This is a genomic window from Tropicibacter sp. Alg240-R139 (genome assembly GCF_900537075.1).
Classification (GTDB): Bacteria; Pseudomonadota; Alphaproteobacteria; order Rhodobacterales; family Rhodobacteraceae; genus Falsiruegeria.
The window spans coordinates 479,456-505,806 of record NZ_UNRA01000002.1; the positions used below are offsets into that span (position 1 = coordinate 479,456).

The 26,351-nt window shown below is 59.2% G+C and carries 26 protein-coding genes; 13 read left to right on the top strand and 13 right to left on the bottom strand.

Going from position 1 to position 26,351, the window contains the following annotated elements; all coding sequences use genetic code 11:
- Positions 1–61 precede the first annotated feature (61 nt).
- A complete protein-coding gene (locus G6R15_RS09915; protein ID WP_164659700.1) occupies positions 62–1,288 on the bottom strand; it encodes a urate hydroxylase PuuD in 1,227 nt (408 codons plus the stop codon).
- A gap of 96 nt (positions 1,289–1,384) precedes the next feature.
- Between G6R15_RS09915 and G6R15_RS09920 the strand changes: the two genes are divergently transcribed.
- A complete protein-coding gene (locus tag G6R15_RS09920) occupies positions 1,385–2,308 on the top strand; it encodes a LysR family transcriptional regulator (protein WP_164659701.1) in 924 nt (307 codons plus the stop codon).
- A 213-nt stretch (positions 2,309–2,521) separates the two neighbouring features.
- Here the strand turns inward: G6R15_RS09920 and uraH are convergent, their stop codons facing one another.
- Complete coding sequence (gene uraH / locus G6R15_RS09925) at positions 2,522–2,878, bottom strand: hydroxyisourate hydrolase (protein ID WP_164659702.1); 357 nt, start codon at positions 2,876–2,878, stop codon at positions 2,522–2,524.
- Positions 2,879–3,103: 225 nt separating this feature from the next.
- Between uraH and puuE the strand changes: the two genes are divergently transcribed.
- From puuE to G6R15_RS09940, 3 genes are all read left to right on the top strand, one after another.
- Complete coding sequence (gene puuE / locus G6R15_RS09930; RefSeq protein WP_164659703.1) at positions 3,104–4,519, top strand: allantoinase PuuE; 1,416 nt, start codon at positions 3,104–3,106, stop codon at positions 4,517–4,519.
- The gene (locus G6R15_RS09935; RefSeq protein ID WP_164659704.1) at positions 4,516–5,007 is read left to right on the top strand and encodes an ureidoglycolate lyase; all 492 of its coding nucleotides are present in this window, start codon (positions 4,516–4,518) and stop codon (positions 5,005–5,007) included. The genes puuE and G6R15_RS09935 overlap by 4 nt, the downstream gene beginning before the upstream one ends.
- Positions 5,008–5,087: 80 nt before the next feature.
- Entirely contained in the window at positions 5,088–6,551 is a 1,464-nt protein-coding gene (locus tag G6R15_RS09940; RefSeq protein WP_164659705.1) for a uracil-xanthine permease family protein, read from the top strand.
- 111 nt (positions 6,552–6,662) lie between these two features.
- On the opposite strand, the gene G6R15_RS09945 is transcribed toward G6R15_RS09940, so the two are convergent.
- The 5 genes from G6R15_RS09945 to bhcA all read right to left on the bottom strand — a co-directional run bounded on the left by G6R15_RS09945 (position 6,663) and on the right by bhcA (position 12,037).
- The gene (locus G6R15_RS09945) at positions 6,663–7,646 is read right to left on the bottom strand and encodes a type I glyceraldehyde-3-phosphate dehydrogenase (RefSeq protein WP_164659706.1); all 984 of its coding nucleotides are present in this window, start codon (positions 7,644–7,646) and stop codon (positions 6,663–6,665) included.
- Between the two features lie 19 nt (positions 7,647–7,665).
- Positions 7,666–8,631 carry an iminosuccinate reductase BhcD gene (bhcD, locus tag G6R15_RS09950; protein WP_164659707.1) on the bottom strand — a complete coding sequence of 322 codons (966 nt, stop codon included), beginning with the start codon at positions 8,629–8,631 and terminating at the stop codon, positions 7,666–7,668.
- A gap of 78 nt (positions 8,632–8,709) precedes the next feature.
- Positions 8,710–9,873, bottom strand: a complete 1,164-nt coding sequence (bhcC, locus tag G6R15_RS09955; protein WP_164659708.1) for a 3-hydroxy-D-aspartate aldolase BhcC — start codon at positions 9,871–9,873, stop codon at positions 8,710–8,712.
- 11 nt (positions 9,874–9,884) lie between these two features.
- Positions 9,885–10,850, bottom strand: a complete 966-nt coding sequence (bhcB, locus tag G6R15_RS09960) for a beta-hydroxyaspartate dehydratase BhcB (protein WP_164659709.1) — start codon at positions 10,848–10,850, stop codon at positions 9,885–9,887.
- Complete coding sequence (bhcA, locus tag G6R15_RS09965) at positions 10,850–12,037, bottom strand: L-aspartate--glyoxylate aminotransferase BhcA (protein WP_164659710.1); 1,188 nt, start codon at positions 12,035–12,037, stop codon at positions 10,850–10,852. The genes bhcB and bhcA overlap by 1 nt, the downstream gene beginning before the upstream one ends.
- A gap of 165 nt (positions 12,038–12,202) precedes the next feature.
- Here bhcA and bhcR point away from each other — a divergent pair, with 165 nt between their 5' ends.
- Complete coding sequence (gene bhcR, locus G6R15_RS09970; RefSeq protein WP_164659711.1) at positions 12,203–13,030, top strand: HTH-type transcriptional regulator BhcR; 828 nt, start codon at positions 12,203–12,205, stop codon at positions 13,028–13,030.
- Here bhcR and G6R15_RS09975 read toward each other — a convergent pair.
- The 3 genes from G6R15_RS09975 to G6R15_RS09985 all read right to left on the bottom strand — a co-directional run bounded on the left by G6R15_RS09975 (position 13,027) and on the right by G6R15_RS09985 (position 14,586).
- Entirely contained in the window at positions 13,027–13,374 is a 348-nt protein-coding gene (locus G6R15_RS09975; RefSeq protein ID WP_164659712.1) for a hypothetical protein, read from the bottom strand. The two genes, bhcR and G6R15_RS09975, sit on opposite strands and share 4 nt — an antisense overlap.
- Positions 13,375–13,453: 79 nt before the next feature.
- Positions 13,454–14,284, bottom strand: coding sequence for a bifunctional allantoicase/(S)-ureidoglycine aminohydrolase (locus G6R15_RS09980; RefSeq protein WP_164659713.1), 831 nt, complete (start codon positions 14,282–14,284; stop codon positions 13,454–13,456).
- An 80-nt stretch (positions 14,285–14,364) separates the two neighbouring features.
- A complete protein-coding gene (locus G6R15_RS09985; RefSeq protein ID WP_164659293.1) occupies positions 14,365–14,586 on the bottom strand; it encodes a hypothetical protein in 222 nt (73 codons plus the stop codon).
- Between G6R15_RS09985 and G6R15_RS09990 the strand changes: the two genes are divergently transcribed.
- Positions 14,573–14,854: a hypothetical protein gene (locus G6R15_RS09990; protein WP_240336725.1), complete on the top strand. Its 282-nt coding sequence runs from the start codon at positions 14,573–14,575 to the stop codon at positions 14,852–14,854. The genes G6R15_RS09985 and G6R15_RS09990 overlap by 14 nt on opposite strands.
- 310 nt (positions 14,855–15,164) lie before the next feature.
- On the top strand, positions 15,165–15,524 hold the full coding sequence (gene gcvH, locus G6R15_RS09995) for a glycine cleavage system protein GcvH (protein ID WP_164659715.1): 360 nt from the start codon (positions 15,165–15,167) through the stop codon (positions 15,522–15,524).
- 221 nt (positions 15,525–15,745) lie between these two features.
- Here the strand turns inward: gcvH and G6R15_RS10000 are convergent, their stop codons facing one another.
- Positions 15,746–16,681, bottom strand: a complete 936-nt coding sequence (locus tag G6R15_RS10000; protein ID WP_164659716.1) for a glyoxylate/hydroxypyruvate reductase A — start codon at positions 16,679–16,681, stop codon at positions 15,746–15,748.
- 156 nt (positions 16,682–16,837) lie between these two features.
- On the opposite strand from G6R15_RS10000, the gene G6R15_RS10005 reads away from it, so the two are divergent.
- Both G6R15_RS10005 and G6R15_RS10010 read left to right on the top strand, forming a co-directional pair.
- Positions 16,838–18,073 carry an acyl-CoA dehydrogenase family protein gene (locus G6R15_RS10005; protein WP_164659717.1) on the top strand — a complete coding sequence of 412 codons (1,236 nt, stop codon included), beginning with the start codon at positions 16,838–16,840 and terminating at the stop codon, positions 18,071–18,073.
- A 6-nt stretch (positions 18,074–18,079) separates the two neighbouring features.
- Positions 18,080–18,868: a thioesterase family protein gene (locus G6R15_RS10010; RefSeq protein ID WP_164659718.1), complete on the top strand. Its 789-nt coding sequence runs from the start codon at positions 18,080–18,082 to the stop codon at positions 18,866–18,868.
- Here G6R15_RS10010 and truA read toward each other — a convergent pair.
- Positions 18,861–19,628 (bottom strand): tRNA pseudouridine(38-40) synthase TruA, encoded by a 768-nt coding sequence (gene truA, locus G6R15_RS10015; RefSeq protein WP_164659719.1) that lies wholly within the window; start codon positions 19,626–19,628, stop codon positions 18,861–18,863. The two genes, G6R15_RS10010 and truA, sit on opposite strands and share 8 nt — an antisense overlap.
- A gap of 94 nt (positions 19,629–19,722) precedes the next feature.
- Here truA and G6R15_RS10020 point away from each other — a divergent pair, with 94 nt between their 5' ends.
- The 3 genes from G6R15_RS10020 to G6R15_RS10030 are packed head-to-tail and all read left to right on the top strand — an operon-like array spanning position 19,723 to position 22,585.
- Complete coding sequence (locus tag G6R15_RS10020) at positions 19,723–21,138, top strand: YcjX family protein (protein WP_164659720.1); 1,416 nt, start codon at positions 19,723–19,725, stop codon at positions 21,136–21,138.
- A complete protein-coding gene (locus G6R15_RS10025) occupies positions 21,138–21,596 on the top strand; it encodes a GNAT family N-acetyltransferase (protein ID WP_164659721.1) in 459 nt (152 codons plus the stop codon). The genes G6R15_RS10020 and G6R15_RS10025 overlap by 1 nt, the downstream gene beginning before the upstream one ends.
- Positions 21,593–22,585: a YcjF family protein gene (locus G6R15_RS10030; RefSeq protein WP_164659722.1), complete on the top strand. Its 993-nt coding sequence runs from the start codon at positions 21,593–21,595 to the stop codon at positions 22,583–22,585. The genes G6R15_RS10025 and G6R15_RS10030 overlap by 4 nt, the downstream gene beginning before the upstream one ends.
- 48 nt (positions 22,586–22,633) lie before the next feature.
- On the opposite strand, the gene G6R15_RS10035 is transcribed toward G6R15_RS10030, so the two are convergent.
- The gene (locus tag G6R15_RS10035) at positions 22,634–23,155 is read right to left on the bottom strand and encodes a hypothetical protein (RefSeq protein ID WP_164659723.1); all 522 of its coding nucleotides are present in this window, start codon (positions 23,153–23,155) and stop codon (positions 22,634–22,636) included.
- Positions 23,156–23,429: 274 nt separating this feature from the next.
- Between G6R15_RS10035 and ileS the strand changes: the two genes are divergently transcribed.
- Positions 23,430–26,351 carry an isoleucine--tRNA ligase gene (ileS, locus tag G6R15_RS10040; RefSeq protein WP_164659724.1) on the top strand — a complete coding sequence of 974 codons (2,922 nt, stop codon included), beginning with the start codon at positions 23,430–23,432 and terminating at the stop codon, positions 26,349–26,351.

Here is a 26,351-nt window from a genome sequence, read left to right on the forward strand (position 1 = left end):
CCCAAATCCTCTATACATTGTGGTTTGTAAAATTTGTGATCAGTGTCGGAATTGCCAGTTTTTAGTTGACGCTCTTGAACCACTTCACGATCGCCATGCGATCTTCGTCTTCCATGTAGGTTATGTTTGCCGGTGGCATTGCATGGGTGATCCCGGCTTGCAGATAGATGGCCTGCGCGTTTCGCGCGATATCTGCCTGGGTCTCCAGCAAAACGCCCTTGGGCGCCCATAAGATGCCATCCCAAAACGGCTCGCGGGAATGACACATTGAGCAGCGCCCCAATACGATTTCATGAGCGTCCTCAAACCCGTCTGCGTCCGCGAACTTTTGTTCGTAGCGGGTCAATGGCTTGGCCTCGGCCTCTTCTAACGTTTGATGCATGGGCGCGGTCGACAGCCAGATGATCGCGATGAACAGCAGAGCTGTTACCATCCAGGTCCAGTTGGGGTTGCCCTTGCGCGCATGCAGCGAGTTGAAATAGTGCCGGATGGTCACGCCCATCAGGAACACCAGGCTGGCAATGATCCAGTTGTATTCGGTCGCAAAGGCCAGTGGGTAGTGGTTGGAGAGCATCAGGAATACGACCGGCAGCGTCAGATAGTTGTTGTGTGTCGACCGCAGCTTGGCGATTTTGCCGTATTTCGGGTCCGGCGTGCGGCCGTTTTTCAGGTCATCCACCACAATGCGCTGGTTCGGCATGATGATGAAAAATACATTTGCCGTCATGATGGTGGCCGTAAAGGCTCCAAGATGCAGCATCATCGCCCGCCCGGTGAAAATTTGGTTATAGCCCCAACCCATAACCACCAGCAGCCCGAAAAGTAACACCATCAATAGGGTCGGTCGTTCACCCAAGCCGGATTTGCACAGGAAATCATAGACCATCCAGCCGATAGTCAACGAGGCAGCAGAGATCGCGATACCCTGCCACAGGGCCAGATCAGCTTTGTTGCTGTCGATCAGGTAAAGCTCTCCACCAACCCAGTAGACGATCATCAACAGCGCCGCACCGCTCAGCCAGGTGGTATAGCTTTCCCATTTGAACCAGGTCAGGTGATCGGGCATTTCCTCGGGCGCGACCAGGTACTTGCGGATGTGATAGAACCCACCGCCATGCACTTGCCATTCTTCGCCATGGGCGCCGGGCGGCAGGTCGGGCACCTTGCGCAAGCCCAGATCGAGGGCGATGAAATAGAACGACGATCCAATCCAGGCCATCGCGGTGATCACGTGTAGCCAGCGCACGGCAAAGGCGGCCCAATCCCAGAAGGCAGCAAAATCATACATGAAGGGTCACTCCGGTCTTTTTCAGGCAGACTAGGCAAAGCGGCGTTTATTCGGTATTCCCATATAGTATCAAGCTGTATCAAAAATTCTGAGAAAATGTCCTATCTCGACAACATCCGCACGTTTGTCCGCGTCTATGAACTGGGCAGCATGTCTGCTGCGGGTCGCGACCTGCGTATCTCGCCTGCGGTGACGTCCGCACGAATCTCTCAGCTAGAGGATCACCTGAATGTCCGGCTGTTCCAGCGCACCACGCGCAATCTGACGCCGACGGAACACGGTAAGGCGTTCTATTCGGGGGCTGTTTCGGTTCTCGACAGCGTCGAGACCGCCGAAGCGACGGTCATGAACCTGACCGACAATCCGCGTGGCTCGCTGTTTGTGGCAGCGCCCCTAGGGATGGGGCGCAGGCTGTTGGCCCCCGAAGTGCCGGAGTTTCTGCAAGGATACCCGGAAATAGACGTGCGTTTGCGTCTAACCGATCGAACGGTGGATCTGACCACTGAAGGTTTGGACTTGGCCTTTTTCTTGGGGCAGCCCGAGGACAGCAATTTGCGCATTCGCAAAATAGCCGATTGCAAAAGAGTGCTTTGCGCCGCGCCCGAATATGTCGAGCGTCGCGGTCACCCAACCTCAGGCGAGGCGCTGTTGTCAGGTGGCCACGAATGTCTGAACCTGCGATTTCCCGGTGCCACAGAGTTCCAGTGGCTGTTGGAAACACCCGAAGGCCCCAAAAGGTTCGCGGTGTCGGGGCGGTACGAATGTGATGATGGGGATGTGCTGACCGATTGGGCTTTGGCGGGCGAGGGGATCGCGATGAAGCCGGTGTTCGAAGTGGCCGATCATCTGGTCGCAGGGCGGTTGGTGCGAGTTGGCGAAGAAACGCCGCCGACACCGGTGCAAATGGCGTGCCTATATACGCACCGCCGACATCAGGATCCTAAAACACGGTTGTTCATGGATTTCATGACTGAACGAGTCGGCAAGGCTGTCCGTTCGGCAGAAGCGAAGGTTATCTAAGGTGACGGGAAGCTCCCGCACCCGAGCGATCCCGACTTTGTCGGCACCGCTAGCGGCTTTGGGCCGGGCGCCGGGCAAAGCCCGGCGCGGTTTCGCTTGGGGCGACTGTTTCGCCACACCCGCCAACTGCCGAGCGTAGCGAGGCCCGGCCCAACGGGAGGAGGTGTCCCGCAGGGGCGTCGACGACGGGCGGGAGTGCCCCGGCTTTCGAGGTCAGCTACCGCGGTAGGTCGAGAACCCAAACGGCGAGAGCAGCAGCGGTACGTGATAGTGCGCCTCAGCGTCTGACATGCCAAAACGGATCGGCACTTGATCAAGGAACAAGGGTTCTTCTGCCGCTTGTTCTGAGGTGCGCAGATAATCGCCGGCGTGAAAGATCAATTCATAGACCCCGGTCTCGAATGTCTTGGTAGGCAGAATAGGGCTGTCCGTGCGGCCATCATCATTGGTGACCATCTCGACAATTTGCTGCCGCGTGTCTCCGTCAATACGCAACAGTGTGATTTTCAATCCGGCTGCAGGGCAGCCTTTGGCAGTGTCCAGCACATGTGTTGTTAGATAGCCGCTCATTAGCTCTGTCTCCAATCATCTGTCTTAGGGTGTGCCGCAGCTGCCCCAGCATTACAAACTCTGCCGCAGTGACAGTGTTTTCTATTCATTTTGAAGGTTAACCGCGGAAAACTCTTCTGTGGTCCGCGAAAGTGGTGAAACACTATCAATCAGCATTTGATAAACGATGGCGTGTTTTTCGGCTATTCAGGGTTGAGCGCTTCAGAAACAACACCGGAATTTCCTATGTCTGCCCCACGCTACCCTCGAAACATGATCGGCTATGGCGCAACGCCTCCCAACGCCCAGTGGCCAGGCGGGGCCAAGGTCGCTGTTCAGATTGTCCTGAACTATGAAGAGGGCGGTGAGAATTGCCTGGCGCATGGTGACGAAGCATCCGAGGCGTTCCTGTCCGAGATCGTGGGCGCAGCCCAATGGCAAGGGCAACGGCATTGGAACATGGAATCCATTTACGAATACGGCGCCCGGGCCGGGTTCTGGCGTCTGCATCGGTTGATGAATGGCCTGCCGATTACCGTCTACGGTGTCGCAACGGCCCTTGCCCGCTCACCCGACCAGGTGGCAGCGATGAAAGCGGCAGGCTGGGAAATCGCAAGTCACGGCCTGAAATGGGTTGAACACAAGGATATGAGTGAGGACGAAGAGCGTGCTCAAATCACCGAGGCAGTCCGCCTACACACAGAGGTTGTCGGTGAGCCGCCGCGCGGCTGGTACACGGGCCGCTGCTCGATGAACACCGTACGTCTCGCATCAGAGGCGGAGATGGACTATATCTCGGACACTTATGACGACGATCTGCCCTATTGGGCCGAGATCGACGGGCGCGATCAGTTGATCATCCCCTATACGCTCGACTGCAACGACATGCGCTTTGCGACGCCGCAGGGGTTCAATTCGGGCGATCAGTTCTTTGCTTATCTCAAGGACAGCTTTGATGCGCTCTACGCCGAAGGTGAAGAGGGTGCACCCAAGATGATGTCGATTGGCTTGCATTGCCGGTTGATCGGGCGGCCGGGTCGGATCATGGCACTGAAACGGTTCCTGGACTATGCGCAGGGGCATCAGGACGTCTGGTTCGCCACACGCCTGCAGATCGCAGAGCATTGGGCCGCGACGCATCCACCCGTGAAACATCCGCGCCCGTCGCAGATGGAGCGAGCAAAATTCATCGAGACTTATGGGGGTATTTTCGAGCATTCAGCATGGATTGCCGAGCGGGCTTTTGATCTGGAACTGGGGTCAGCTCATGATACGGCCGGAGGGCTGCTCAATGCTTTGGCGCGAATGTTCCGGTCTGCCAGCGACGCAGAACGTCTGGGAGTTCTGACCGCGCACCCGGATCTGGCCGGGAAACTGGCACAGGCCAAGCGGTTGACGGCGGAAAGCACGTCCGAGCAGGCTTCGGCTGGTTTGGATGCGTTGACCGACGAGGAGCGAGCATCATTCACCGAGCTCAACCAGGCTTACGTAGATAAGTTCGGCTTTCCTTTTATCATTGCGGTGCGTGATCACGACAAAGCCTCGATCATGGAGGCGTTCCAGCGCCGGATCGACCAGGACCGCAACACCGAACTTGCCGAGGCCTGCCGTCAGGTCGAACGCATCGCTGAATTCCGTTTGCGGGACATCCTGCCGTCATGACACAGCAGATTGTTATCCAGCCGATCTCGACCCATGCTTTCGCGCCATTTGGCGAGGTGATCGACGTTGAAGGGGCGCCCGACAAGATCATCAATCAAGGGCAATGTGGGCGGTATCACGACCGGGCGTCTTTGGATTTTGTCGAAGGCCGGGCGGGCGTGAGCCTGTTCAATGCCAAACCGCGTGAACTGCCATATACCCTTGAGCTGGTCGAGCGGCACCCCGAAGGGAGCCAGATGTTCATCCCCATGACCGAGCATCCATTTCTGGTGATCGTTGCACCAGATGAAGATGGCAAGCCGGGGATTCCGCTGGCGTTTGAGACGCAAGCCGGGCAAGCGATCAATTTTCGCCGGGGTACATGGCATGGGGTTTTGACCCCATTGCATGCGCCGGGACTGTTTGCGGTCGTCGACCGCATCGGGGACGGGACCAATCTAGAGGAGCATTGGTTCGACACCCCATTCGTGGTGGTACGGCCGGAATAAGGGCGGCCACCAAATCAGAAGCCGCCAAACAAAGAAGCGGCACGACCCCCATGAGACCCACAAGGGAGGACAGTGAGATCATGGCTGACACTTCGATAGGGACCGCAGCACAGCTGCGCGATCCGAATTACACGCCGGCGCTGCACAAGGCGGTGCCACTTGGCATTCAGCATGTGCTGGCGATGTTTGTCTCAAACATCACGCCCGCCATCATCATCTCGGGCGCGGCCGGATTTGGTTTTGGCTCTGATGCGGGGGCGCAAGGGTTCCCCGACATGACCTATCTGATCCAGATGTCGATGCTCTTTGCGGGTATTGCGACTCTGTTTCAGACCATTGGTATGGGTCCAGTGGGCGCGCGCCTGCCCATCGTGCAAGGCACCAGTTTTGCCTTCATTCCGATCATGATCCCGCTGGTTGCGGGCAAGGGGGTCGAGGCGCTGCCTGCGCTCTTTGGTGGCGTCTTGATCGGCGGGTTGTTCCACACGCTGTTGGGGACAGTGATCGGTCGCATCCGCTTTGCTTTGCCGCCTTTGGTGACCGGTCTCGTCGTGACGATGATTGGTCTCTATCTGGTGCGCGTCGGTATTGAATATGCTGCGGGCGGCGTACCTGCCAAGGCGTTCAACAAACCCGAATACGGCAGCCTGTTGAATTGGTCGGTGGCGCTGGTGGTGATCTTTGTCACGCTTGGGATGAAGTTTTTTGCCCGTGGGATGCTGTCGGTTTCGGCGGTGCTGATCGGGATCTTAGCGGGCTACATTTATTCGATGTTCTTTGGTCTGGTGAGCTTTGAGGGGATCGGCCAAAGCTGGAGCCGCGCTGCGGCGTTCGGCCTGCCCATACCGTTCAAATACGGGATTGATTTCTCTTTGGCTGCAATCATCGGCTTCTGTCTGATGTCTTTTGTCAGCGCGGTTGAAACCGTAGGCGATGTCAGCGGCATCACCAAGGGTGGTGCGGGACGTGAAGCGACCGACAAGGAGATTCAGGGCGCGACCTTTGCCGACGGTATTGGTTCGGCGATTGCGGGGCTGTTTGGCGGGTTTCCAAATACGTCTTTCAGCCAGAACGTGGGCCTAATCGCCATGACAGGCGTGATGAGTCGCCACGTGGTGACCATCGGCGCAATCTTCCTGATCGTTTGCGGGTTGATCCCCAAGGTCGGTGCATTGATCCGCACCATTCCCATCGAGGTTCTGGGCGGTGGTGTTATCGTGATGTTCGGGATGGTTGTGTCTGCAGGGGTTTCGATGCTGTCGGACGTGAATTGGAACCGGCGCAACATGGTGATCTTTGCCATTGCTTTGTCGATCGGATTTGGTTTGCAGCTGGAGGTTATGAATGTCGCACCAGGATCGCCAAACGCACTGCAGTATCTACCGGATACGCTGCGCATTTTGGCGGCCTCGGGCATTCTGCCGGCGGCTTTGATCGCCATCGTATTGAACCTGATCTTGCCCGAAGAACTGGCGGATGAAGCGACTGAGGAAGTATCAGGTGGCATGTCCGGTCACGGATCAGGCAGTTTGCCTGGCGAATAAGGGCGTGCTCCCGCCCGGTCGGGACGCATCAAAGATGCGCCCACCGACCCGTTGGGCTGGGCGGGCCGCCGAGCTATCGCTCGGCGCCCCGCGGTTCCGAGATACTGAGAGCTAGGTGGCCATCCGCATCGCCACATCAAGCATGCGTGCGGAAAAGCCCCATTCGTTGTCGTACCAGCCGAAGACGCGCACCTGCCGTGCGCCGGTCATGCGGGTTTCAGGCTCGGCGATGATCAGTGACTCGGGCCGATTGCGCAGGTCCGAAGACACCAGTGGCACGTCGGTCCAGCCAAGCACAGGTGAGGTTTGCACCTGTTGATGCAGGCGATCTCTGAACGACTTCTCGTCCATGTCGGTCGATAGTTGTACCACTAGATCCACGGCGGACACACTTGCCGTAGGGACTCTCACAGCCGCGCCGCTGATCTTGCCCGCCAGATGCGGCAGGATCGTGTCGATCAGATGTGTGGCTGACGAGGTCGTCGGCACCATCGACAGTGCCGCCGCCCGAGATCGCGCCAGATCGCCGCGAGGGGCGTCCACCAGGGGTTGGCTGTTGGTGTAGCAGTGGATTGTCGTCATATGCGCGGTTTCAATCCCGGCGATGTCGTCGATCACTTTGACCAGCGGTGCCAGACCGTTGGTCGTACACGACGCGTTCGACACGATCCGGGCGTTGCCCAGATCATCCTCGTTGGCGCCCAGTACGATGGTTACCTCGGCCGCCGGAGACGGGCCAGATATCAGCACCTTACCCGCACCCGCTGTCAGACCACGTGCGGCCACATCTGACGTGCGCGCGACACCGGTGCAATCCAGCAGCACGTCCACGCCGCTCAGATCGACACGGGTCAGGTCCGGACTGTGAGTGATCGGGATGGCGCGGCCATCGACCACCAGTGCTTCGTCCCCGGCCAGAACCGCGCCGGGGTAGGGGCCAAATGTGCTGTCGTATTTGAACAGATACGCGCAGGTTTCGAGCGGGGCGATGTCATTGATCTGCACCACCTCGACGTCGGAATCCTGCGGCAGGGCAAGCACCTGTCGCAGGATCGTGCGGCCGATGCGGCCGAATCCGTTGATCGCCAGTTTCATAGGCGAAGATATGGCAGGGCTAGAATTCGACCTCAATGGCTGTTCCGCGCTCGATGGCAAGTTCCAGGGCTGCAGAGGCCACCGCAAGGTCTTGCAATCCAACACCAGTGCCGTCGAAAAGCGTGACGTCGTCGTCCGAGGTGCGACCGGGATGAGTGCCATTGATGACAGCGCCCAGTTCCGAGATCGCTTCGGCCGTGATCAGCCCGTCTTTGACGGCGTGCTGCGCCTCTCCCAATGTCACGGATTGCGCGATCTCGTCGGTAAAGACTTGCGCGCGTGCCAACAGCGCTGCCTCGACCTCTTGTTTGCCGATAGTGTCGGTGCCCATGCAGGCGATGTGGGTGCCGGGGCGCACCTGCACATCCATCAGGATCGGGTCAAAGCTTGAAGTGATTGATATGATGACATCAGCCTGCGCGCCCAATTGATCCAGGTCGACCGCTTCGAAGGGCAAACCCAATGCCGTAGCTGTTTCTTCCAGCCGAGAGAGCATTTCAGGGTGCAGGTTCCAACCGATCACTTTTTCAAAGTCCCGATGTTTCACCGCCGCCCGCATCTGAAAAGCCGACTGGTGTCCGGCACCAATCATTCCCAGAACCTTGGCGTCCACCCGCGCCAGGTGGCGGATCGACACTGCACTGGCGGCCGCAGTGCGCAGGGCGGTCAACAGGTTGCCGCCCACAACAGCGCGGCATTGACCTGTGTCGGCGTCAAACAGAAAAACCGACGATTGGTGGTTGGTCAGCCCCTTGTCCATGTTGCCCGGCCAATAGCCGCCGGACTTCAGCCCCAGGTTCAATCCTGCCCGGTCAAACCCGGATTTAAAACCATAGAGCGCGTCCGCATGACCAATGGCCTCGCGAATGACCGGAAAATTCACCGCGTCTCCGCGCGACATGGCAGCAAAGACCGACTCGACAGCGGCAAAGCTTGCCTCTTCGGTCATCAGGTCGGCAATGGCCGCCTCAGGTACGATCCACATAGGCCGCTCCTCATTTATGCGGGGCTGCGGTAAAAGTCCGCGCCCCTTTGCTTAAAAGTTCTCGACTAAAGGCGCTGATCAGAACGCTTTGCCGCGCGCCGAGATGGGCCATACGACTTCGACCTTGCCGCCGCGCACGCCCACGTACCAGTCATGCACGTTGCAGGTCGGGTCGCAGTGGCCGGGCACCAGGCGAAGCTTGTCGTTGACCTGCAACACGCCGTCAGGGTCCGAGACCACACCATGTTCGTCCGAACATTTGGCATAGGTCACGTCATCGCGGCCAAAGACCACCGGCAATCCGCTGTCGACCGATTGTGCTTTAAGGCCCGCATCGACCACTGCCAGATCGGCTTTGGCATGGCTCATGACCGAGGTCAGGATGAACAGCGCATTCTCCCACTCGCCTTGGTCGATCCGCTTGCCGTCCTTGTCCAGGATGCGGCCATAATCGGCGTCCATAAATGCGTAAGAACCACACTGAAGCTCGTTATAGACGCCCGAAGCGCCCTCGAAATAGTAGCTGCCGGTGCCGCCACCGCCGACGATGTCGCACTCCAACCCAAGGGCCTTTAGCGCGTCCACCGCGTCGCGGACCATGGCTACGGCAATGTCGATCTTTTTGCGACGGTCGTCATAACTGTCCATATGCTGCATTGCGCCCTGATAGGCCTGGATGCCCGAGAACTTGAGGCCCTCTGACGCATCAATGGCCTGGGCGATCTCGACCACCTGCGGCGTTGTCGTCACACCGCAGCGACCCGCACCGCAGTCGATTTCCACGAGGCATTCGATTTCGGTGCCATGACGGGTTGCCGCGGCGCTCAGATCGGCAACATTAGCCAGGTCATCGACGCAGACCAAGGTGCGTGCCCCCAATTTGGGCAGACGTGCCAGCCGGTCGATCTTGGCCGGGTCGCGAACCTGATTTGACACCAGAACGTCCTTGATGCCGCCACGGGCAAACACCTCGGCCTCGCTCACCTTTTGGCAGCAGACTCCGCAGGAGTTGCCCAGCTTTTCCTGCAACAGGGCGACGTCGACAGATTTGTGCATCTTGCCGTGAACCCGATGGCGTACGCCCATCTGCGCGGCCAGTTCTCCCATCTTGGTGATGTTGCGTTCCAGCGCATCCAGATCCAGTACCAGCGCCGGGGTCTGAATGTCTGCCTCGGCCATGCCGGGCAGGGCCGGGATGTCATAGCCCACTTCAAGGCCGTCAAATTTTGCAGGTGCGTTCATTGTTTCAGTCCTCATACGGTCCAGGGCAGGCGATCCATATCGACGTTGCCGCCGGTGATGATCACGCCCACGCGTTTGCCGGCAAAAACGCCGGGGTTTTTCAGGATGGTGGCCAACGGCACGGCGCTGGAGGGTTCCAGCACGATCTTCATCCGCTGCCAGGCGAGTTTCATGGCGGCCACGATCTCGTCTTCGCTGGCTGTCAGGATGTCGCTCACGTGGTTCTGGACGAAATGCCAGGTGTTCTCTTTCAGCGGTACTTTCAGCCCATCGGCCACGGTCTGCGGCGCGTCGTCGGCGATGATGCGCCCGGCCTTGAAGCTGCGATAGGCGTCATCGGCCTGTTCTGGCTCGGCGGCGTAAATCGCTGTTTCAGGGGCTGCGCGGCTCATCCACAGGCAAGTACCCGAGATCATGCCGCCACCACCGATGGGCGCAATCACAGCGTCCAACCCGTCGGTCTGCTCCATCAACTCTCGCGAGCAGGTGCCTTGTCCGGCGATTACGCGCGGGTCGTTGTAGGGGTGCACAAAGTCGGCACCGGTTTCGGCGTGGACGCGGGCAAACACCTCTTCACGACTGCTGGTAGACGGTTCGCATTCGGTAATCACCCCGCCATAGCCCCGCACGGCAGCCTTTTTGGCGTCGGGCGCAGTGCGGGGCATGACCACGTGGCAGGGGATGCCGCGCCGCCCGGCCGCATAAGACAGTGACAGCGCGTGATTGCCCGAACTGTGCGTGGCAACACCGCGTTTGGCGGCGGCGTCATCCAGACCGAAGACCGCATTTGACGCGCCGCGCACCTTGAAAGCGCCCGCCTTTTGTAGGTTCTCGCATTTGAAAAACAGCTGCGCGCCGGTCAGGTCGTCAAAGTAGCTGGAAGTCAGAACCGCTGTGCGATGGATGTAGGGCGCGATACGCTCATGCGCGGCGATCACGTCCCTGTAGGTAGGCAAAGTCATGGTCAGATCCTTCATCACGCGGCGTCCTGTTGCGGGTGAGCGTGCGACTGGCGATAGAACTCCTGTGCCGCAGCCACGCCAGAGCCGAGCCGGATGTTCATCCCCAGATCGGCCATGCACATTTCTGCCGTGGCGATCCCGGACAGGGCCATGACGTCGGTCATCGACCCCAGGTGCCCGATGCGGAACAGCTTGCCTGCGACCTCGCCCAAGCCGACGCCATAAGCGGTGCCATAGGTTTCCGCCGCATGGGCAACGATATCGGTGCCGTTGATGCCGGGCGTCAAAATCGCGCTCACGGTGTCTGATGCAACATCCGGCGACGCGGCACACAGCTCCAACCCCCAGGCGCGCACCGCTTTGCGCACGCCTTCGGCGATGCGGTGGTGACGGGCAAAGACGTTCTCCAGCCCCTCGTCCAGCAGCATCTGCGTGGTCAGCTTCAGCCCGTTCATCAGCCCAACTGCGGGTGTGTAGGGATAGGCGTTGTTGGCGTATCCGGCGGCCATGTCACGCACGTCAAAGAAAGTGCGCGGCAGTTTGGCAGTCTCAGTTGCGGCCATCGCTTTGGCGCTGAAGCCGGTGATTGCCAGACCTGCAGGCAGCATGAACCCCTTTTGCGAGCCGGTCACGGCCACATCCACGCCCCAGTCGTCAAACCGGAAATCCATCGAGCCGATAGAGCTGACCCCGTCGACAAAAAACAGAGCCGGGTGGCCTGCGCTGTCGATGGCGCGGCGGATGGCGGCGATGTCCGAGCGCACGCCGGTTGCTGTCTCATTATGCGTCGCCAGAACTGCCTTGATCCGATGGCTTTTGTCCGCAGACAGGATTTCTTCGTACCGGGCTGCGTCGATGCCATCACCCCAACGGGTTTCAACAATCTGTACGTCCAGCCCGTGGCGCTGGCACATGTCGATCCAGCGGTGCGAGAACATGCCGTTGCGCGCGACCAAAACCGCGTCACCGGGAGACAGTGTATTGCAAATCGCCGTTTCCCAGCCACCGGTGCCCGAGGCGGGGAAGATGAACACCTCGGCCGAATTGCTTTTCAGCACCTGACGCACACCTTCGCGGGCCGGGTGCAGGATCTCTCCAAACAAAGACGAGCGGTGGTCGATGCTGGGCATGTCACAGGCTTTACGCACCACTTCAGGGATATTGGTGGGGCCTGGAATGAACAGAGGATTTTGATGGCTCATAGCCGTCTCCTTGATTGCTTGGGGACGAGCGTAAGAGAAGAAGAGGTACGCAGGCAATTTTTTTGAAAAAACATTTCAAAAAGGAAGTGCGTAAAAAAAATGCCTATTGTCAGGAGGTTAAATTTTTCACAATATGAAATGATATTTCGTTCTTGAGGTTGCGAGATGAATGATCCTGTGGAATCGACTGAAAAACGCTCTCGTGGACGTCCGCGTGGCTGGCACAACAAGACCGAGCAAAACACGATTAAATCGCTGGATCGTGCGATTGTCGTGTTGCAGCGGCTGGGAGAACTCGGGGCAGTGACGCTCACCGATCTCGCGTCAGATCTGGGTCAATCCCCGGCAACCGTTTATCGTGTGCTGGTGACGTTCCAGAACCGCGAGCTTGTTGATTTTGACGACCGCGCACAATTGTGGAGCGTCGGGCCGGGAGCCTTCCTGATTGGCGCGACATTCCTGCGTCGAACCAGTTTGGTTGAGCGGGCGCGGCCCGTGCTGCGGGCCTTGATGCAAGAGACAGGAGAGACCGCAAATCTGGGCATCGAACGCAACGGCGAGGTGTTGTTCGTCAGCCAGGTCGAAACACATTCCAACATCCGTGCCTTTTTCCCACCCGGTACAGTATCGGAAATGCACGCCTCTGGGATCGGTAAGGCGTTGCTGGCCTTCATGGCTGAGGATCGGCGTGACGCAATACTGTCGAGGCAACCCCTGACGGCCTACACTACGCAGACCCTGACGCAACTGGACAGTTTGATAGCTAATCTGCAACTCAGCAGAGGTCGGGGGTATGCCTTTGATGCGGATGAAAAAACAGACGGAATGCGCTGCATTGCAGCCCCGGTGTTCGATGCCTTTGGCGAGCCGGTCGCAGGCATATCAGTATCTGGCCCGACAAGTCGGGTCAGAGATGAAAGCATCGAAGGATTGGCACAAGCGGTCAAGACCGCCGCGCGGGCCTTGTCGATGGCGATGGGGGCGTCTGTTTAACCGCCGGTGGCTGTGCTCGGTGGGCAACTGACCTGAGAATAGAACTGGCCCGTGATTTTTTCATACATAGTTGACCAGATCACACGGCACCCGGTGGCCTGTTGAATGGCGGTAGCGGCTTGAACGCTGCGGCGGCGCGGCGGCGGGCCATAGGGGTTGAGGTTGTTCCAGTCGCGGGTCGCCCGGTAAATGACCGGCGTGTCCGCGACCTGAACCACTTCCCAGGTGCGGCTCATGACACCGACGGATTTTGTGGGGTACTCTGGCTTGGTCAAATTGGTGGCCTCGCAGCCCGCCACAGCAAGCGCTGCCAGCAAAACAGGAACTGTTGCGCGGATTTTCATTAACCAAACTCCGTCTTTTTGAATGCGTTGACTCTGTTTGACCAAATTTCGCGCGGCCTGTGAACCCCCGAAGCGCGTATTAGCGAGGAGGGGACAGTGGCATATGGCGATTGACGTCTTTGTACAACAGATAGCGGAACCGTTCGGGGCCGCCGGCATAACAGGCCTGAGGGCAGAAAGCGCGCAGCCACATATAGTCGCCTGCCTCGACCTCGACCCAGTCCTGATTCAGGCGATACACTGCCTTGCCCTCGAGCACATAGAGTCCGTGTTCCATTACATGGGTTTCCGCAAAGGGGATGACGCCACCGGGCAGGAAATTGACGATGTTGACATGCATGTCATGGCGCAGGTCTTCGGGGTCAACAAAACGCGTGGTGGACCAGCGCCCTTCAGTTCCCGGCATCTCGCGCGGGGCGACGTCCTGTTCGCGGGTAACAAATGGCTCTGGCCGCGCGATGCCGTCAACCGCCTGGTACGCCTTGCGAATCCAATGAAAGCGTGCGGCCGGTCCGGTGTGGTTCTTAAGGTGCCATTCGCATCCGGCAGGCAGATAGGCATACCCGCCCGGTTCAAGTACATGATCGGTTTGCTCGATTGTCAGCGTCACGGCACCCTCGACGACAAACAGCACCCCTTGGGCGTTGGGATCCGTCTCGGGGCGCTCGCTGCCGCCGCCCGGCTGAACTTCCATGATGTAATGCGAAAAGGTTTCGGCAAAGCCGCTCATCGGACGGGCAAGAACCCAAACACGGGTCTTGTCCCAGAACGGTAGGAAGCTGGTGACGATGTCGCGCATCGTGCCCTTGGGGATAACGGCATAGGCCGTTGTGAACATGGCCCGATCGGTCAATAGCTGTTCTTGTCCGGGGTGACCGCCGGTAGGGGCGTAGTATTTGGGATGCGCCATGTAAGCCTCGTCAATAGGAGTTGCTGGCACTATGGGCGGAACTGGGATTGGCTGGAAAGGCGGGTTAATCGGATAGCTTTCTATTGGATAATTTGAAGATTTGTTTTTCGGGGTTTGGACAAGCCGACACGGGCAGTGTAACGATGAGCCCAAGAACTGTGTTCGGCGATCACTTTCGATGTGATCGAACCACCAGGAGCGTTTGAGGCAACAATGAAGTATTTGATTTCGGTCGTTTTCTTTTCAGCGATGTTGGGGATGGGCGCACACGTTGCGTCAGCCAAATCGTTGTCGCGGATCATCAGCGAGATCGGGCTCACGCCGGATGATTACAAGGTGATGCAGGCGACAGTGGATCAACTGTTCGCCAATGGGATTCCCAGTGTTGGGCGCCAGCTGTCTTGGAACAATCCGGACTCGGGCTCCAAGGGAACCGTCAAGCTTCGGGCGCGTCAAGGAAGCTGTGTTTATCTACAGCATTTTGTGTTCCCCAAAGCAGCAACGCAATCGCGCGAAATTCGCACGCGGTGGTGCCAGGATGCCAACGGGACCTGGTTGCTGACGCCTTGACGCGCCTGGGTGCTAAAATCAACCTTTCAAGCGCACGGCTGACTGACTTCATGACCTGTTGGCTGCCAAGGGCGTCCGGCACATGCGGGCTTTGCCCGCATGTGCCGGGCCCAACGGGAGGAGATGTTCCGTTAAGGGCATCGACGACGGGCGGGAGAGCTACGAGCTGGGACGGTTGAGTCTTGTCCGCTAGATTTACCGCAAGTACGGTGTGCAAAAGCGACGCAAGAAAACAGGTGGCGTGTCAAAAACCAAGACACCGAACGCAGGGCCGCGCGCTTTTCCGGGGAGACCAACAGGGAAGATCAAAATGAAGTTTACTGAAGAACATGAGTGGCTGCTGCCCGAGGGCGACCTGATCGTGGTGGGAATCACAGCACATGCAGCCGAGCAGTTGGGCGATGTGGTGTTCATCGAACTGCCCGAAGCAGGTACCGAAGTGTCAATGGATGACGAGGTGGTCGTCATCGAAAGTGTCAAGGCGGCTTCGGATATCCTTGCGCCTCTGGATGGCGAAATCGTTGAGGTCAACGAAGCTTTGGTGGACGCACCAGGCCGCGTGAACGAGGACCCGATGGGCGAGGCGTGGTTTTTCAAGATAAAGCCTTCAGACCTGTCACCTATGGACGATTACATGGACGAAACCAGGTACAAAGATTTCATCGGTTGATCCAAATCTCAAAGGGCTCCCGCCCGTCGGCTCTGCCCTGACGGGCGACCTCCCGTTGGGCCGGGCAGCGCCGCGCAGGGCGCGGCCCTGCGGTTGCGCTTGTGGCAACTTGAGTGTGCAATACAACCGCTTAAGATAGCCGATCACTGTGTGACGGTGAAACAGGTGTCTGCCGCAATGTTATCAAGGCGAATGGGGGTAAGTGTTCAGGTCGGTTTCATTCAGTAGCCGCGGTCACGGTCCACTTCGTGTAGAAGGGGCTCTCCAGCGGTCAGTCGGCGGTAATTCTCGGCGACGTCCTTTAGTGCTTCCCCCAGATGCCAGCCTGAAACATGCGGTGTGATCACCACCTTCGAGTGTGTCCAGAGCGGGTTGTCAGACGGCAAGGGCTCTTCACTCACAACATCCAGAACGGCCGAGTCGAACTGTCCTGCGTCCAGCGCGGCCATAAGGGCCGGCTCGACAATCAAATCTCCGCGACCGGCATTCAGTAACTGCGCGCCGGGCTTCATGGCCGCCAACAGGTCGCCGTCGAAGAGGCCAATTGTTTCGGTGGTCGATGGCAGAATGGCACAGACGAAATCGCACGCACCAAGAAGCCCGGGCAAAGCGTCATAGCCGTGGTGGCATTCGACACCTTCGATGTCTTTCGGCGAACGGCTCCAACCTTTGACCTGAAAACCGATATCCCGCAGCATGCATGCCGACCGGCTGCCGATGTGGCCCAATCCCAGAACGCCGACCACAGTATCCGGCGTGTAACGCGGTTCGACCGGGGACCACGTGCTGATCGCCTGATCAGAATCGTGCTTGTCCATATTGCGCTGCGCCCGCAGGATATAGGCGAGGAACCATTCGGCGATCTCTCGGGCCGGTGCGTCGGGTTTAAGGCGGGTCACGCGCACATGATCAGGCAATCCGGGGTGTTTGACGATGGTTTCAACCCCCGCACCCAGCTTTTGCACCAACTGCAGGTTCGGGAATTCCGTTGGGCGGTCACCGTTCAGGCTGACCACGGCCATCATGGTAATGTCTTCTGGGTTGCCAACATCCGTGCTCAGCCGAACGTCTGCCTCGGGCATGGCAGCGCGGACTTGATCGGCCAGCTCCTGCTCGGTCATCCATCCGCTGATGCCGATATCAATCAACAAAGCCATTTCATTCCCTTTCTGACAAACTTTTGGATGACGTGCCGTCACACCGCTGGACTTACCCGGCGCAGCTAAGCCACACTTTGACCAAACGTAAAGACTAGAGTTTCAGCGCAGGTATCGATCCGGTGATCGGCCCGATGGCGCCAGGGGAGGATTTCGATGGATATGAGTTTCACGATGCGGGAGGAAAACCGCAAACTGCTGGATCGCGTCACCGCAATGATCCGGGACGAGATCATGCCGCTGGAACAGGAGTACCACGACGAGATCGCCAAGGAAGACCGCTGGCAATACACAGCGCGTCAAACCGAAATCCTTGAAGGGCTCAAGGCCAAGGCCAAATCCGAGGGGCTGTGGAATTTTTGGCTGACCGATAGCGACAAAGGGTTTGGCCTGTCGACCGTCGAATATGCCTACTTCGCCGAGCAGATGGGTAAGACGCCCTTGGGCGCCGAGGTGTTCAATTGCGCGGCCCCCGACACCGGCAACATGGAAGTATTCGAGCGTTACGGCAATGAAGCGATGAAGGAACAGTGGCTCAAGCCGCTGCTCGAAGGTGAAATCCGTTCGGCTTACCTGATGACCGAACCTGATGTTGCCAGCTCGGATGCGACCAACATTTCGATGGCCTGCGTGCGGGACGGCGATGATTATGTCCTGAACGGCGAGAAGTGGTGGTCATCGGGTGCCGGTGATCCGCGCTGTAAGGTTTACATTGTGATGGTGAAAACGGGCGGTGACGAACTGCCCAAACACAAGCGCCAGTCGATGATCGTGGTGCCTGCGGATGCGCCAGGTATCGAGATTCTGCGCCCGATGGAAGTGTACGGCCACGACGATGCGCCCCACGGCCACATGCACATCCGTTTCACAAATGTGCGCGTCCCCGCCAACAGCATCCTGCTGGGCGAAGGGCGCGGATTCGAAATTGCCCAAGGCCGCCTTGGGCCGGGCCGCATTCACCACTGCATGCGCGCTATTGGTCAGGCCGAGATCGCGCTGGAACGCATGTGCAAACGCTCGTTGCAACGCGAGGCGTTCGGCAAGAAGCTGGCCCAGCTGGGTGCCAACTATGACATCATCGCCGAATGCCGGATGGAGATCGAAATGGCCCGTCTGCTGTGCCTCAAGGCGGCATGGTATATGGATCAGGGCGACGCGCGTGCGGCTGCACCGTGGATCAGCCAGATCAAGGTCGTGGCGCCCCGCGTTGCGCTTAAGGTGATTGACGAGGCTGTGCAGATGTTTGGTGGCCAAGGCGTCAGCCAGGACACGCCGCTGGCCATTGCCTGGACACATGTACGGACCCTGCGTCTGGCCGATGGCCCCGATGCGGTGCACCGTCGCCAAGTGGCCCGGAGCGAACTGCGCCAGTACACGCAGGAAAAAGTCTGAGGCCTTATGCGGGATCTGTCGTATTTCAGGATGGCCGCGGACGGATCGTTTAACGGAAACGATCCCGCCCGCGGCCCCTGGTCCCCCGATCATTGTCACGCAGGCCCGGTTTCGGGCCTAGTGGTGCGCGCGGCCGAAGCGGCGGCGGGTCCAACCAAAATGCTCACTCGACTAACCATCGACGTGTTGCGCCCGGTGCCCTTGTTCGGTTTGCGGATCAACGCAGAGGTGTTGCGCGACTCGCGCACGCTCACGACCACGCGGATCGAGGTCGTGGCCGAGGACGGCACCGTCTGCGCAACGGCCACAACCATGCATTTGGTACGTAAGACATTGTCGGATGTGCCGACCGCAACGGTCCAAAGCCCCCGATTTGAAGATGCCGAACCGGGTGAGTCCATCCTGATCGCAGGCATCCACGATAAACCCATGTTTGGTAACTTTACGGAAATGGCGTTTCCCAAAGGCCAATCACAGGGACCTGGCCCTAAAACAGTCTGGGTCCGTGTGCCCAAGCTGATCACGGGCGAAGATCAGAACCCGATTCAGTCAGTCTGTGCTCTGGCTGATTGCGGCAATGGGCTGTCGATGAACGAAGTGCCCCGGATGATTGGGTTTATGAACACTGATCTGACGTTGCAGGTGCATCGCGAACCGGAAAGCGACTGGCTGGCGTCAGATTCGGTCTCTCATTGGCACGACAATGGCGTTGGGATGTCCCATTCGACCCTTTACGACACCAAAGGGCCAATTGGCGTTGCCCTGCAAACCCTGGTGCTGCACCCGATCAAATGAACGGATCGTTCGGGTAGCCAACGCGCGCCAGATACAGCCCCTGTGGCGGACAGACCGGGCCGCAGGCCGCTCGATCACAAGCTTCCAACGCCGCCTTAACATCTTCAGGTGACCAGCTCTTGGCGCCGACACGTTCTAGCGTACCGACGAAACTGCGTACCTGATTGTGCAGGAAAGATCGGGCGCGCACGTGAAAATGGATCTCAGACCCCGAGAAGCCCTGAACCTTTTCGATGCGCAGCTCATCCAATGTTTTGACCGGGCTTGCGGCCTGGCAGATGGTTGATCGGAACGTCGTGAAGTCATGCCGCCCGATCAAATGCGCTGCGCCTTCACGCATGGCGTCAATGTCCAGTCGTTGATTGACCCGCCAGACCTGCCCCTTGTTGTGGGTTTCCGGCGCGCGACGTTGCAGGATGCGGAACAGATACTGCCGCTCAACGGCCGAGAACCGTGCATGCCAGTCGTCGTCCACCGGCGCAGCCGAGACAATGGCGACGGGCTGAGGTTTCAGGTGATAATTCAACGCTTCGGACAAACGGAAGGGGTCCCAGTCCTTGGTCAGATCACAATGCGCCACTTGTCCCAACCCATGCACGCCCGCATCGGTGCGGCCCGCAGCAGCAATTGTGTGGGGGCCGGGTTCCAGCCGCGCCAGCGCAGCCTCGATGGCGCCCTGAACCGACGGCTGATCCTTTTGCCGCTGCCATCCGGCAAAAGGCGCGCCCTGATATTCGACTTTCAATGCATAACGTGACATGGCGTCGGGCAGTAGCGCGCCTTGTGCGACAAGTCTAGTCAGCGCCGGGCAGGCTCCCTATCTTGGAGCAAAGCAATTTGGGCAGGGCATAAGTTTGGTCATCTCTACTCTGGCGGATCGCGTGGTGCGCAGCGTCGAAAATGTCGGCGACACTGTGTCCGAGGCGCTATTTGAACCGGTCATCCGTCTGGGCGTCACCGGCTTGGCGCGGTCGGGCAAGACGGTGTTCATCACCTCGCTGGTGGCAAATTTGTTGGATCGGGGCCGGATGCCGGGGCTTGTCGCTGCGCAAGAGGGCCGGATTGAGGCTACATACCTGCAACCGCAGCCTGACGACACGGTGCCGCGGTTCGATTATGAAACACATCTGGGTGCCCTGTCCGGTCCGTCGCCCCATTGGCCCGACAGCACCCGCGCGATTTCCGAGCTGCGCCTGTCTCTTAGGGTTCGACCCACTGGGTTGCTGTCAGGCTTGCAAGGGCCACGCACTGTGCATCTGGACATCGTGGATTACCCCGGTGAATGGCTGCTGGATCTGGCCCTGCTGGACCGTAGCTTTGACGATTGGTCCCGCGAGACTTTGGAACGGATCGCGGGCCGGCGCTGTGCCGCAGACTACATGAACGCCGTGGATGGCATCGACCCTGAAGCCGCCCATGACGAACCCCTCGCGCAAACCCTGGCGCAGAGCTTTGCCGCCTATCTCAACGCCGCGCGCGACACAGGATATTACGATTGCACGCCAGGACGCTTCCTGTTGCCGGGCGATCTAGCGGGCTCGCCGGTGCTGACCTTCGCGCCGCTGCCCGTGCAAGGCCCGTCGTCGCGTCGAAGCCTGCACCGCGAAATGGAACGCCGGTTCGAAGCCTACAAGGCGCAGGTGGTCAAACCCTTTTTTCGCGATCATTTTTCGCGCATTGACCGGCAGGTCGTGCTGGTCGACACCTTGGGTGCGATCAGCAAAGGCCCCAAGGCGGTCGAGGATATGCGCCATGCGCTGGCCGATATTCTCACTAGCTTTCGACCAGGCCGCAACGCCTGGCTTACCAGTCTGCTGATGGGCAAGCGGGTGGAAAAGATCCTGTTTGCGGCCACCAAGGCCGATCATTTGCATCACCTGCAGCACCCGCAACTGACCGCGATCATGGAGGCGCTGATCCGCGACGCCCGCGACCGGGCACAGTTTGCAGGGGCCGAGACTGCCGCGTTGTCCTTGGCATCCCTGCGGGCAACGACCGAGGAAATGCACCCCCACAACGGGCAAGAGCTGCCTTGCGTGCGCGGAACCCTGCTGAACACCGGTAAGCAGGCCGCGCTTTACCCCGGCGCTTTGCCCGACGATCCCACGCATTTGTTGAAACCCGCGCGCGACGGGGCCGAGGGTTGGTTGGATGGCGACTATCAGGCGATGGCCTTTGCGCCAGCGTCGCTGACGTTGAAACCCGGTGACGGGCCACCACACATTCGCCTTGATCGCGCGGCGCAGTTCCTGATCGGGGACCGGTTGTGATGGCGATGATCCGACCAGCCAGACCCACTGACGCCGGCACAACCGGAGAGATCCTGCACCAGTTCTCGCAGGACAACGACTGGATGCCTGAATTGCACACGCTGGCGGAAACCATCAGCTTTTGCGGCACTATGATCGACCGGGGCTGGGTTACCGTGGCCGAGGTCGGCGGGCAGGTTGAGGGTTTCATGGCGCGGGATAGACAGGAGATCTGCTCTCTTTATCTGTCACACAAGGGCCGCCGCCGCGGTATCGGGCCGCAATTATTGGCCAAAGCCAAATCTGCCTGCCCCCGCCTAGAGTTGAAAACATTCGAGGCCAATCACGGCGCTCAACGGTTCTATCGGCGCGAGGGGTTTGTCGAAAGCGCCCGCAGCGGCGGGGCGGGCAATGATGAAAACCTGCCCGACGTCACCTACGTATGGATCAAGGCAGACAGGAAAGAACCCTACGTATGACCAAAGGCCCGATCGTCATCGACCTAGAACAAGAACCCGCAACATCTGTGGCAGACGCGCCGCCGGTGCCGGATATTGCCGCGCCAACAGGGCAGGCGATGCAGATGGCGGCCAGAGTCGCCGCGCGCAAGCCATCGCGGTTGGCGAAATGGTTTTGGGCGCTGACGCTATCGGTTCTGGGTGCCGTGATCTCGGTCGCGGCTTGGGATTTCGTGACCTCTCTGATCGCGCGCGTACCGCTTCTGGGCTGGGCGGTAACTGGCCTGATGGGTGCACTGGTTCTGGTGACGTTGGTGATCGTCATCAAGGAACTGGCCGCGATTGGCCGCCTGTCTCGTGTGGACGGGTTGCGCCGCGCGGCGGGCGAGGCGTTGAGCAGTGGCGAATTGAGTCAGGCCAAGGATGTGTCCACTCGTTTGCTTGCCTTCTACCGTGACCGGGACGAGGTGCGTTGGGGCCGGGATCGTGTTGCCGAGCGAATGGATGAGCAGTTCGACGCCTCTAGCCTGCTGGGATTGCTCGAGGATGAGATGCTGGCGCCGCTTGATGCCGCCGCAAAACGCGAAGTCGAAGTCGCTGCCCGGCAGGTCGCCACCGTCACGGCGCTTGTTCCAATGGCGCTGGCCGATGTGCTGACTGCATTGGCCGCATCCTTGCGCATGATCCGTCGCGTGGCCGAGATCTATGGCGGGCAGGCTGGGTTCTTTGGCAGTTGGCGGCTGACTCGAGCTGTGTTCTCGCATTTGGTGGCCACCGGGGCGGTTGCTGTGGGTGATGACCTGCTTGAACCCATTTTAGGTGGCTCGATCCTGAGCAAACTGTCCCGCCGCTTTGGCGAGGGGCTGGTCAACGGCGCGCTGAGCGCCCGCGTCGGCGTCGCCGCGATGGAGGTCTGCCGCCCGCTGCCCTTTTCCAAGCGTCACCGCCCATCCGTTCGGGGAATCGTAAAGGGTGCTTTGAGCGGGTTGTTTTCAAAGTCGGGCACCTGAGAATGGCAACGGCTCTGGCAAGCGGGATACCACTTGCCAGAACTTTTATCAGTATTGGACCTGAATGACGTTGGAGTATCCCCAAACGTCCTTTGACTTGTCCCGGTTGGCTGATTGTGTGCCGCTTATAGCCGCGCCAACAAGCCCGAAGCCGATCAACATATGGCCCGCTGCCTGAGCCTGATAGGCTTGAACCGTCAGGTTCACGGGCTTGGCTGTCTGCGTGACGGTATCTCCATCCACATCGCAGGTGATCGTCATCTCGGGGGTGGATTTACCATAAGTCGGCAAACTCAGCCGTGCCGGGATTTTTGCCTGTGCCGTGAATGCCGAACTGGCCAGGGTACAGGTTGCTTTCTTGCGTTTCGCTTCGGCGTCGTCGAGTTCACCGCTCGACAATTTGATCTCGGTCGGGAGAAACGCAATCGGCTGCCTGGCTGTGCCGTCAGCCGTCAGCGTGACATCCGAGGACGGGCCATCCCCGTCAATGCCACCGGATTGGGGCACCGAACATCCGCTAAGGCTAAGGATCACGGCAGCGACCACCGGCCAGATAGTTGTTCTTTTCATTTTGGTCCTCAATTTGATTTTGAGGCTGACTATCTTTAGCACCACTCCGCTTCAAGTTGAATTAGAGGCACCAGCGGCGATAGTTCACAGGTCCATGCTTTACGCCGTTCGGTCGCCGTCCTATAAGGCCCGCATGAGCCATCTGAGCCTCATCATTATTCGAATTATATCCCCGGCGCTCTGACCCCTTGAGACGCCGGGCAAAGGTGCTTGAGAATTCGCACTGACCGCTTCGATCCATACACGCCACGACGATACCCAAAGGACGCCACACATGTGCTCCGACAAGACAACCGATACTCCTGAATACAAAGACACGCTGAACCTGCCCAAGACCGATTTCCCCATGCGCGCAGGCCTGCCCAAACGCGAGCCCGCATGGCTGGAACGTTGGGAGCAGATCGGCGTATATGACCGCCTGCGGGAAAAACAGGGGCGTAAGCCCTTTATCCTGCACGATGGTCCTCCTTACGCGAACGGCCACCTGCACATCGGCCACGCGCTGAACAAGACCATCAAGGACATGATCGTGCGTTCCCACCAGATGATGGGGAACGACGCGCGCTATGTGCCGGGCTGGGACTGCCACGGTCTGCCGATCGAATGGAAGATCGAGGAACAGTACCGCAAGAAGGGCAAGAACAAGGACGAAGTGAACGTGGTGGATTTCCGCCGCGAATGCCGTGCCTTTGCCGACGAATGGGTGGGCATCCAGCGCGAAGAGTTCAAGCGCATCGGCATCACCGGCAACTGGGCCGATCCGTATCTGACAATGGCCTATGACGCCGAGGCCGTGATCGCGGATGAGTTCATGAAGTTCCTGATGAACGGGACTTTGTACCAGGGCTCAAAACCCGTCATGTGGTCGCCCATCGAAAAGACAGCGCTGGCCGAAGCCGAGGTCGAATACCACGACAAGGAAAGCTTCACTATCTGGGTGAAGTTCAAGGTTGCTGAACCCTCTGACCACAAGCTGGCAGGTGCGCATGTCGTGATCTGGACAACGACCCCTTGGACGATCCCGTCCAACAAGGCGGTCGTTTATGGTCAGGACATCGCTTATGGCCTTTACGAAGTGGCTGGTACGCCCGAAGAATGCTGGGTGAGCGTCGGCGACAAGTACATCTTGGCCGACAACCTGGCGGCGGATGTGTTCCGCCGCGCGCGTCTGGATGATGACCAGTGGGCTCGTGTGGCTGATGTGCCCGCCGCTGATCTGGAGGGCGTCGGTCTGGCGCATCCCCTGCACGGCACCGAAGGCGGCAATGGCGAATGGGACGATATCCGCGACTTCCGCGCCGCTGATTTTGTAACCGACACCGAAGGCACCGGCTTTGTGCACTGTGCGCCAAGTCACGGTATGGAAGAATTCGAGCTTTACCGTGATCTGGGCATGCTTGAGCAGGTCATCACCTACAACGTGATGGACGATGGCTCTTTCCGTGCTGATTTGCCGTTCTTTGGTGGCAAGTTCATCCTGTCCCGCAAGGGCGGCGAGGGTGATGCCAACAAGACAGTCATCGACAAGCTGGTCGAGGTTGGCGGGTTGCTGGCGCGTGGTAAGATCAAGCACTCCTATCCGCACTCGTGGCGGTCCAAAGCGCCGATCATCTATCGCAACACGCCGCAGTGGTTTGCGTCCGTTGATCGCAAGCTGGACGATGGCATGGGCGAGATGGGTGACAGCATCCGCGAACGTGCGCTGCGCTCAATCGACGAGCTGGTGAAATGGACCCCGCAGCGGGGCCGCAACCGCCTGTTCTCGATGATCGAGGATCGTCCGGATTGGGTTCTGTCGCGTCAGCGCGCCTGGGGCGTGCCGCTCACCTGCTTCACCAAGAAGGGGGCACTGCCCACCGACGCCGATTACTTGCTGCGCAACGCTGACCTGAACGCCCGCATCAAGGCCGAGTTCAAAGAACACGGCGCCGATGTCTGGTACGAGGATGGGTTCAAGTCCAAGGTTCTGGACGGCATCGCCGACCCGGCGGCCTATGATCAGGTATTCGACGTGCTGGATGTATGGTTCGATTCCGGTTCGACCCACGCCTTTGTACTGCGCGACCGCGAAGACGGGACCGAGGACGGCATCGCTGATGTCTATATGGAAGGTACCGACCAGCACCGCGGTTGGTTCCACTCGTCGCTGCTGCAGGCCTGTGGCACCAAGGGCCGCGCGCCTTATCGCAACGTGGTGACGCATGGGTTCACGCTGGACGAGAAGGGCATGAAGATGTCCAAATCGCTAGGCAACACCATCGTGCCAGACGCGGTCATCAAGCAATACGGCGCCGACATCCTGCGCCTGTGGGTGGCGCAGACCGATTACACCGCCGATCAACGGATCGGGCCGGAAATCCTGAAAGGCACTGCCGACAGCTATCGCCGCCTGCGCAATACTATGCGTTTCATGTTGGGATCGCTCGCCGACTTTACCGAGGCTGATCGGGTGGAACCGGCTGACATGCCGCGTCTGGAACGCTGGGTGCTCAGCCGTCTGGCCGAGCTGGATGAACAGGTGCGCAAGGGCTACGGCGCGTTTGATTTCCAGGGTGTGTTCAGCGCGATCTTTAACTTTGCGACTGTCGACCTGTCGGCCTTCTACTTCGATATCCGCAAGGATGCGCTGTACTGCGATGGCGACAATCTACGCCGTCGCTCGACACGCACGGTTCTGGACATCGTGTTCCATCGCCTGACCACATGGCTCGCGCCGGTTCTGGTGTTCACCATGGAAGAGGTTTGGCTGGAACGCTTCCCGGGAGACGACAGCTCGGTCCACCTGGTCGACTTCCCGGATACGCCCGCCGCTTGGCGTGATGCGGATCTGGAAGCCAACATGGCCAAAGTGCGCCGCGTGCGCCGCGCCGTAACCGCCTCGTTGGAAATCCAGCGCCGCGAAAAGGTGATCGGGTCCAGCCTTGAGGCAGCACCTGTTGTCCATATCGAAGACGCAGAAATCCGTGACCTGCTGGCGACGTTTGATGTCGATGACCTGTGCATCACCTCCGGTCTGACCATCACCGGTGATCCGTCCCCAGCCGAGGCGTTCCGTGTGCCGGAAATTGATGGTGTTGCAGTCGTTTTCGAAAAGGCCGATGGCGCCAAATGTCAGCGCTGCTGGAAAATCCTGCCAGATGTGGGGGGCCACAGCCATGCAGGTGTCTGCGGTCGCTGTGACGAGGCGCTGAGCTGA

Excerpts from the sequence above, each read along its gene's own strand:
- G6R15_RS09915 (WP_164659700.1), bottom strand. The coding sequence starts at position 1,288 with ATGTATGATTTTGCTGCCTTCTGGGATTGGGCCGCCTTTGCCGTGCGC.
- G6R15_RS09920 (WP_164659701.1), top strand. The coding sequence starts at position 1,385 with ATGTCCTATCTCGACAACATCCGCACGTTTGTCCGCGTCTATGAACTG.
- uraH (WP_164659702.1), bottom strand. The coding sequence starts at position 2,878 with ATGAGCGGCTATCTAACAACACATGTGCTGGACACTGCCAAAGGCTGC.
- puuE (WP_164659703.1), top strand. The coding sequence starts at position 3,104 with ATGTCTGCCCCACGCTACCCTCGAAACATGATCGGCTATGGCGCAACG.
- G6R15_RS09935 (WP_164659704.1), top strand. The coding sequence starts at position 4,516 with ATGACACAGCAGATTGTTATCCAGCCGATCTCGACCCATGCTTTCGCG.
- G6R15_RS09940 (WP_164659705.1), top strand. The coding sequence starts at position 5,088 with ATGGCTGACACTTCGATAGGGACCGCAGCACAGCTGCGCGATCCGAAT.
- G6R15_RS09945 (WP_164659706.1), bottom strand. The coding sequence starts at position 7,646 with ATGAAACTGGCGATCAACGGATTCGGCCGCATCGGCCGCACGATCCTG.
- bhcD (WP_164659707.1), bottom strand. The coding sequence starts at position 8,631 with ATGTGGATCGTACCTGAGGCGGCCATTGCCGACCTGATGACCGAAGAG.
- bhcC (WP_164659708.1), bottom strand. The coding sequence starts at position 9,873 with ATGAACGCACCTGCAAAATTTGACGGCCTTGAAGTGGGCTATGACATC.
- bhcB (WP_164659709.1), bottom strand. The coding sequence starts at position 10,850 with ATGAAGGATCTGACCATGACTTTGCCTACCTACAGGGACGTGATCGCC.
- bhcA (WP_164659710.1), bottom strand. The coding sequence starts at position 12,037 with ATGAGCCATCAAAATCCTCTGTTCATTCCAGGCCCCACCAATATCCCT.
- bhcR (WP_164659711.1), top strand. The coding sequence starts at position 12,203 with ATGAATGATCCTGTGGAATCGACTGAAAAACGCTCTCGTGGACGTCCG.
- G6R15_RS09975 (WP_164659712.1), bottom strand. The coding sequence starts at position 13,374 with ATGAAAATCCGCGCAACAGTTCCTGTTTTGCTGGCAGCGCTTGCTGTG.
- G6R15_RS09980 (WP_164659713.1), bottom strand. The coding sequence starts at position 14,284 with ATGGCGCATCCCAAATACTACGCCCCTACCGGCGGTCACCCCGGACAA.
- G6R15_RS09985 (WP_164659293.1), bottom strand. The coding sequence starts at position 14,586 with ATGATCCGCGACAACGATTTGGCTGACGCAACGTGTGCGCCCATCCCC.
- gcvH (WP_164659715.1), top strand. The coding sequence starts at position 15,165 with ATGAAGTTTACTGAAGAACATGAGTGGCTGCTGCCCGAGGGCGACCTG.
- G6R15_RS10000 (WP_164659716.1), bottom strand. The coding sequence starts at position 16,681 with ATGGCTTTGTTGATTGATATCGGCATCAGCGGATGGATGACCGAGCAG.
- G6R15_RS10005 (WP_164659717.1), top strand. The coding sequence starts at position 16,838 with ATGGATATGAGTTTCACGATGCGGGAGGAAAACCGCAAACTGCTGGAT.
- G6R15_RS10010 (WP_164659718.1), top strand. The coding sequence starts at position 18,080 with ATGCGGGATCTGTCGTATTTCAGGATGGCCGCGGACGGATCGTTTAAC.
- truA (WP_164659719.1), bottom strand. The coding sequence starts at position 19,628 with ATGTCACGTTATGCATTGAAAGTCGAATATCAGGGCGCGCCTTTTGCC.
- G6R15_RS10025 (WP_164659721.1), top strand. The coding sequence starts at position 21,138 with ATGGCGATGATCCGACCAGCCAGACCCACTGACGCCGGCACAACCGGA.
- G6R15_RS10030 (WP_164659722.1), top strand. The coding sequence starts at position 21,593 with ATGACCAAAGGCCCGATCGTCATCGACCTAGAACAAGAACCCGCAACA.
- G6R15_RS10035 (WP_164659723.1), bottom strand. The coding sequence starts at position 23,155 with ATGAAAAGAACAACTATCTGGCCGGTGGTCGCTGCCGTGATCCTTAGC.
- ileS (WP_164659724.1), top strand. The coding sequence starts at position 23,430 with ATGTGCTCCGACAAGACAACCGATACTCCTGAATACAAAGACACGCTG.